General features: G+C 71.5%; 5 protein-coding genes and 1 pseudogene. 3 read left to right on the top strand and 3 right to left on the bottom strand.

The features are described 5' to 3' along the window. Positions 1-613: pseudogene (locus tag BI335_RS20075) on the bottom strand (hypothetical protein); the annotation flags it as partial. 115 nt (positions 614-728) lie between these two features. Between BI335_RS20075 and BI335_RS20070 the strand changes: the two are divergent. From BI335_RS20070 to BI335_RS20060, 3 genes are all read left to right on the top strand, one after another. Beyond that, on the top strand, positions 729-1466 hold the full coding sequence (locus BI335_RS20070) for a methyltransferase domain-containing protein (RefSeq protein WP_094361073.1): 738 nt from the start codon (positions 729-731) through the stop codon (positions 1464-1466). Positions 1467-1485: 19 nt separating this feature from the next. After that, positions 1486-2688 carry a DNA polymerase IV gene (gene dinB / locus BI335_RS20065; protein WP_094433141.1) on the top strand — a complete coding sequence of 401 codons (1203 nt, stop codon included), beginning with the start codon at positions 1486-1488 and terminating at the stop codon, positions 2686-2688. 107 nt (positions 2689-2795) lie between these two features. Next, positions 2796-3179: a DUF3040 domain-containing protein gene (locus BI335_RS20060; RefSeq protein ID WP_094361069.1), complete on the top strand. Its 384-nt coding sequence runs from the start codon at positions 2796-2798 to the stop codon at positions 3177-3179. A gap of 148 nt (positions 3180-3327) precedes the next feature. On the opposite strand, the gene BI335_RS20055 is transcribed toward BI335_RS20060, so the two are convergent. Together BI335_RS20055 and BI335_RS20050 are read right to left on the bottom strand one after the other, a co-directional pair. After that, positions 3328-5586: a transglutaminase family protein gene (locus BI335_RS20055; protein WP_094425936.1), complete on the bottom strand. Its 2259-nt coding sequence runs from the start codon at positions 5584-5586 to the stop codon at positions 3328-3330. Continuing rightward, the gene (locus BI335_RS20050; RefSeq protein WP_166646709.1) at positions 5586-6854 is read right to left on the bottom strand and encodes a DUF58 domain-containing protein; all 1269 of its coding nucleotides are present in this window, start codon (positions 6852-6854) and stop codon (positions 5586-5588) included. Before BI335_RS20050 ends, BI335_RS20055 begins: the two co-directional genes overlap by 1 nt. Positions 6855-6873 lie beyond the last annotated feature (19 nt).

Below are 6873 nucleotides of genomic sequence, written 5' to 3'. Positions count from 1 at the left end.
GTAGGCCTGGGTGTCGGGGTCGCGGCGCGGCCGGGGCGCTGCTCGGTGCCGGCGCCGGTGCGGGTGCTGTTGTCGCGGCCGGGCTCGGTGGGGCGGCCGGCGTGGGACGCGGGATTCCCTTACGGATCAGGAAGGAGGTGGCGGCGTGCTGGTCGTCGCCGCGGTAGTACATCATCAGGGTCGCCTCCGGCGGCGCCTCGGCCGGCCCGAAGCTGGCGGAGAAGCTGCCGTCGACACCGGTCGCGTACCCCTGCACCAGATTCCGCCCGGTGCCCTCCAGATAGAACTCACCGACCGCGCCGACGATCGGCTGGCCGGCCTGGTCGAGCAGGCGGCCCCGGACGGTGAACCGGTCACCCGGGCCGACGGCGAGCCCGTCGAGCCGGACCGGGGCGGGGTCGTTCAGCGCCGGGGTGGCCGAGCTGCCGGCGCTGCTCGCGTGGGTCGGCGTCGCGGTGGGCGAGACGGTCGGGGTGGGCGAGGCGGTGGTGGTGGCGACCGGCGCGCTGGGGACGCTCGGTGCGGTGGGCGCAGCACTCGGGCTGCCGCTGCACCCGGCGAGCAGCAGCAACCCGCAGGCGGCGGCCGGGAGGGCGGTGCGGAGCTGGGGCATCGGATTCCTGCGGGTCGGCTGGTCGAGGGGTGTTCGTCGCTCAACCTAAGCCGCGACGCCGGGTCCGGCAACTTCACCGGGCACCGGCCGATATCCTCCACCTCGAGGAGGCAGGATGAGCGAGAACCAGCAGACGGGCCGGGGTGCGGGGCGCCCCACCGGCCAGCGGCGACGGTCGATCTCCCAGCGGTGGCTGGTTCAGTTGCTGACCGAGCAGCTCGATCGCCACGGGGCCGGCACGGGGCTGGAGGTCGTCGACCTGGGCGGCGGCACCGGCGGGCTGGCCGCCGCGTTGGCGGAGGCCGGGCACCGGGTGCTGGTCGTCGACCCCTCCCCGGACGCGTTGGCGGCGACCGCCCGCCGGACCACCGAGGCCGGGCTCGGGGACCGGTTGCGGGCGGTGCAGGGCGACACCACCACCCTGGCCGAGGTGGTGCCCGACGGTTCGGCGGATGTGGTGCTCTGCCATCTGGTGCTGGAGCGCACCGAGGACACCGCCGAGGCGCTGCGCAGCATCGCCGCCGCGGTCGCCTCCGGGGGGCTGTTGAGCGTGCTGATCACCCAGCGGTTGCCGCGGATGCTCAAGCAGGCCGAGGCCGGCAACTTCGCCGAGGCGTCCCGGTTGCTGGGCGACGAGGGCCTGCTGGATCGGGGGACGCTGCGGGAGCTGCTCACCGAGGCCGGCTGGGAGCCGATCGCCGAGCACGGCATCGGCGTACTCTCCGACCAGGTGCCGACCACCGTCGCCGAGGGCCGCTCCGACGAACTGCTCGAGCTGGAGGCGGCGGCCTCCGAACGACCCGAGTTCATCGAGACGGCGACCCGGTTCCACGTGCTTTCCCGCAAGGAGTAGCACCCCAGGGGTGTCCCCGATGAGTGGACCGCGGCGGTCCACCGTGCTGCATGTGGACATGGACGCCTTCTATGTCGCGGTGGAGCTGCGGCACCGGCCGGAGCTGATCGGGCAACCGGTGCTCGTCGGCGGCGCGACCCGCGGGGTGGTGCTCTCGGCGAGTTACCAGGCCCGCGCCTTCGGCGTCGAGGGCGGCATGCCGATGACCAGGGCGCGCCGGCTCTGCCCGCGGGCGGTGGTGCTGCCACCGGACTTCGAGGCGTACACCGCGACCTCGCGCGGGGTCTTCGCGATCCTCGAGGCGATCACCCCGACGGTGGAACCGATGTCGATCGACGAGGCCTTCCTCGACATCGCGGGGGCGGTACGCCGGCTCGGGAGTCCGGCGCGGATCGGCGAGCTGATCCGCGCCCAGGTCTTCGACGAACAGGGCATCACCTGCTCGGTCGGGATCGGGCCCTCGAAGTTCGTCGCCAAGCTCGCCTCCACCTCGGCCAAACCCGACGGGCTGCGCGAGGTGGTTCCCGATCGGGTGGTGGAGTTCCTGCACCCGCTGCCGGTGACCGCTATCTGGGGCGTGGGGGAGGCCACCGCGGAAAAGCTGCACCGGCTCGGCCTGCGGACCGTCGCCGACCTGGCCCACACCCCGCGGGCCACCCTGCAGCGGGGACTCGGTGCACACCTGGGCGGCATGCTGGCCGAGCTGGCCTGGGGCCGGGACACCCGGTCGGTGCTGGCCCGGCCGGTCGAGCGCAGCATCGGTTCGGAGCAGACCTTCGGCCGCGACACCGACGACGACGCCCTGGTCCGCCGGGAGCTGCTGCGGATGGCCGACCGCACCACCGCCCGGATGCGCGCCGCCGGGATGCTCGGGCGGACGGTGGTGATCACGGTGCGGTTCGCCGACTACAGCCAGCTGACCCGCTCGGGCACCCTGCGCACCCCGACCGACGGCACCGGTGAGGTGTACGCCCGGGCCGCGGCACTGTGGGAGTCCCTCGGTCTCACCCGTCCCCGGATCCGCAAGGTCGGTGTCCGGGTCGAGGGGCTGGTACCGGCCGCGGAGGCCTACATCCAGCCCGAACTCGCCGAACCCGAGCGCGGGTGGCGGGAGGCCGAGCGGGCGATGGATGCCGCGGTCGCCCGGTACGGTCCGGATGCCGTCCGTCGAGCGGCCCTGACGCGCCACACGAGTCACACCAGCCACATCGGGCGCGGGTAAGGGATGCCCCTGAAGGTGTGGGTTTCCTTGGCCCTGTACGCGAACTAGACTTTGCCTTGACCCGCTCCACAGTGGCGCGGAACCGTTCCCCACATGGAGGTGACACGGTGGCTCTGTCGGATGAGGAACAGAAGCTCCTCGAGCAGATGGAGGCTGCCCTGGCGGCCGAGGATCCGAAGCTCGCGCATGCGATGCGCGGCACGCGAACGCCTCGTACGCTGCGACGAAAGCGAGCAGCTCTGTCGGGGGTCGCGTTCCTGATCGGCTGCGGGATGCTGGTCGCCGGCATGCGACTGCACTGGCTCGTCTCGGTGCTCGGCTTCGTGGTGATGCTGGCCTCGACGATCATCGCCATCAGCGCCTACCGCCGCCAGGAGCAGAGCACCGCCAAGAAGGGCGGTGGCACGCCGACCAAGGCGCAGTCGGTGGACTCCAGCTTCATGGACAAGATGGAGGAGCGCTGGCGCCGCCGCCAGGACGACGGCCTCTGAGCGAACCCCCACCCAGCACGAGGGCACCCGGGATCCCCCGGGTGCCTTTTGCGTGCCCGGTGGGACCCCGCAGAAGAGTTTGTCAGCGACTATGGCCCGTCCGCGTATCGCGGACGGGCCATAGTCGCTGACAAACTCGGGTACCGACTCAGCGGCGGCGGGTGAACAACGACCGTGGCCACCAATCGGCCAGGAACTTGGCCATGCCCTCGGTCCGGTTGTGCAACCCCTGGCGCACCTGATGGGTGACCGCCGGCAGATCGACATTCAGATCGTGCTGCCGGGAGTAGCGCTCCCGCTCCACGGTCAGCGCCAGTGCGGTGACCGCCTTGGCCGAGGTCGGATCCAGATCGTGCGCCAACTGCGTACCGATCACCCGCGGTGTACCGCGCGGCCAGTCCGCACCACTGTCCACCACCGAGTCCCGGACCTCGGACCAGGCGTTCTCCACCTGCTGTGACTGGTCGCCGGTGTCGGAGAGCCGGATGCTGCGGCGCCGGTTGCGCAACAGCATCGGCGTACAGGCCAGGGCGCCGAGCAGCGCCACCACACCGGCGGTGCCGAGCACGCGCCGCCACGGGAACTGGTTCTCCTCGACCGGGGCCGCCACCTCGGGGGTGGGCTCGGGGGTCGGGGTCGGCTCCGGCGCCGGCGCCTGGGTCTCGGCCGGGGCCGGGGTGGCCGAGGCGCCCGGCTGCTGCTCGTTGCTGGTGTTGGTCGACTGCACCGTCCACGACGGCGGCTGCGCGACGCTCGGGGTCGGCTCGAAGCGGACCCAGCCATAGCCCTCGAACCACAGCTCGGGCCAGGCGTGCGCGTCGCGGATCGACACCTGCCACTCATCGCCCTGTCGCTCGCCGGGCAGGAAGCCCACCCCGATCCGGGACGGGATGCCGACCACGCGGGCCATCAGCCCCATCGAGGCGGCGAACTGCTCGCAGTAGCCCTTCTTGTCGACGAACAGGAAGTTCTGCAGGGCCTGGTAGCCCGCACCCGGTTGCGGTTCGGTCGAATAGGTGAACCCACCGTCGGTGCGCAGGAACTTCTGGATCGCCGCGGCCTTGAGCGCCGGGGTGGGCGCCTCGTTGGTGATCCGCAGCGCCAGGTTCAGGATGTCATCGGGCACGTCCTGGGGGACCGGGACCGTATAGGGGCTGTCCGGCGGGTTGGAGACCTGGGCGTTGGACAGTCCGCGGCCGTCCGGCTCGATGTCGGTGCTGCGCACCGTGTAGTTCAACCCGCGGGTCGCCTCGAGCCGGTTGTCCCCGGTGGCCAGCACGACCAGCGAGTCCCGGTCGTAGGCCCAGTTGCCGGGTGCCTCGAAGCTGTCCGGGGCGAACGGCAGCGGCAGGTATTCCGAGCGGAAGTCGGCGATCTGGATCTGGGTGGTCCGGGTCGGCTGGCCGGGCACGGCGCGGTATCCCGGCGCCGGCGGCAGGTCCCGGCCGTTGGTCAGCTGCATGCCGGCGTTGTGCCAGCCCGAGTTGTCCAGGATCGGCAGCGAGGCCATCCGCAGATAGACCCCGCCCGGCTGGTCGGTGCGATAGGTCATCACCACCCGGTCCTCCGGCTGGTTCAGGTTGCGGCGCAGATCCAGGGTCGGGTCGGTCATCTGCAGCGGCCCCTCACCGCGCGGCCGGCTGCCGCCCCAGCCGTTGAACGGCACGGTCGGGGCCAGGCTGCCCAGGGCCAGCGAGAGCACGATCGCCGGGATCGCGACCAGGGCGGCCAGCTGCCAGGCGAGCGGGCCCGACCCGCGGTCGTGCTCGCTGCGGCGTACCCCTCGGGGCCAGCGTTCGGAGGTGTTGATGCCCTCGGCCAGCAGCACGCCGAGATAACCGACCGCGATGGCCAGGAAGGTCCAGATCGGCACCCGGGTGGTCAGCGCCAGCGCCGGTACCAGGAACAGCGCGGCCAGCGGGGCGATCGCCCACATCGGCCGGTCGATGCCCTGCACCAGCACATCGGTGAGCAGCGCGATCACCCCGACGGCGGTGACGAAGAGCAGGGTCACCCCGGGATTCGGCGCCATCGGGGCCGGCTGGGTGCGCATGTGCTCGGTCGCCTGGGCGTACAGGCCGACGAAGTTGCCGAAGACATTGCCGCCGTCGCCGAGCGCGAGCGAGACCGCGAAGAGATAGCCCAGCAGCACCACCGACTGGATGCCGAGCACCAGTCCTTCGGGCTGCCGCAGTCGGCGCAGCACGGCGCCGACCAGGCCGAGCGCGATGACGCCGATCGCCGACAGCAGCACGAAACTGGTGTCGGTGGTCAACGGGATCAACGTGGTGGCCGCCAGGATCGAGGCGATCATGATCGCCACCGCGTAGCGGTCCGAGACCTGCAGCCGCGGGGTCCGGGTGCCGGACGTGCTGGCGGAACGCGCGGGCGCTGTCGGTGCCGTCATCAGACGTATTCCCCCAACTGCTCCAGATCCTTCCAGGCATCGGTGATCGGGGTGGTGCGCTTCACCTCGGCGACCCGCCACATCTGATTGCGCAGCATCTGCACCGCCTGCTCGTGCGCGGCACGGGCCTCCTCGTCGGCGCGCTCATTGCGGGAGACGAACGAATCCACGTCCAGCACAACGGCCAGACCGTGCGCCCGGTTCCGGCGGGTACGCAGCAGCGCCTCCGCATCGGAGGGGGTGAGCCGGCCGGTGACGGCCACGATCAGCTGGCCCTGCTGACCGAGCAGCGAGGACTGCAGACCCTCGGAGAGGTCCCGCAGCGGAGCCGGCTGCACATCGGTGAAGCAGTGCAGCACGTGCTGGGAGGTGGTGTTGAAGGTGCGGTCGGTGTCCCGGGGCAGCATGTCGCCCTGGGCGTCGTAGAGGTGCACCGCGAAACCGTGCTCGACGAAGTGCATCGCGATCGAGGCGGCGCAGGAGACGGCGTATTCGAAGGACGACTCGCGACCCGGCCCACCATGGGCCCGGGCGCGGGAATCGAGGATCAGCGTCACGCTCGGATCCCAGGCCTGCTCCTCGCGGCGCACCATCAGCTCACCGCGCCGGGCGGTGGAGCGCCAGTGCACCCGGCGCACGTCGTCGCCCTGCCGGTATTCGCGGATCAGCACGTCGTCGGAGCCGATCACACCGAGGCGCTGCGGGTGCACCTCACCGGAGGACCCGCCGCCGGTGACGTTGTCCATCGGGGCCAGCGGATGGATCCGCGGGGTGACCAGCACCTCGGAGGTCGCGGTGAACTGACGATCGAACTTGACCAGGTTGAACGCATCCCGGGAGCGCACCAGCAGCGGGCCGACGGTGTAGCGACCGCGCTGGTTGCCGACCAGCGGATAGCTGACATCGCGCTGCCAGCTGCCGGAGACGTTGTTCACCCCGAAGCGCGGCCGGCGACCCAGCGCCGGCGGCACATTCTCCTCGAACAGCAGCAACCCGGCGGGCAGGTTGCCCTGCTTCTCCAGCCGCAGGGTGGCCTCCAGGGTGTCACCGATCGGCATCTCACCGTGGTCGAAGCCACGCTCCAGCGACAGCCGGAGCCGGGTCCGGGCGATGAACAGCAGCGAGATGGCGGGCAGCAGCACCAGCAGCAGCGCCAGCCAGAGCACGTCGTTCTGGCCGAACAGGATGGCGAGGATCGCCACCGCGAGCCCGGCGATCAGAAACATCTTGCCGCGCGCGGTGAGCAGGCTCCAGGGATTGCGTTTCAAGGTAGGTCGGCTCCGCGGC

The organism is Enemella evansiae (genome assembly GCF_002250705.1).
GTDB lineage: Bacteria > Actinomycetota > Actinomycetes > Propionibacteriales > Propionibacteriaceae > Enemella > Enemella evansiae.
Note: the sequence above shows the minus strand (reverse complement) of the source record. Positions and strands in the feature narration are given on the sequence as shown.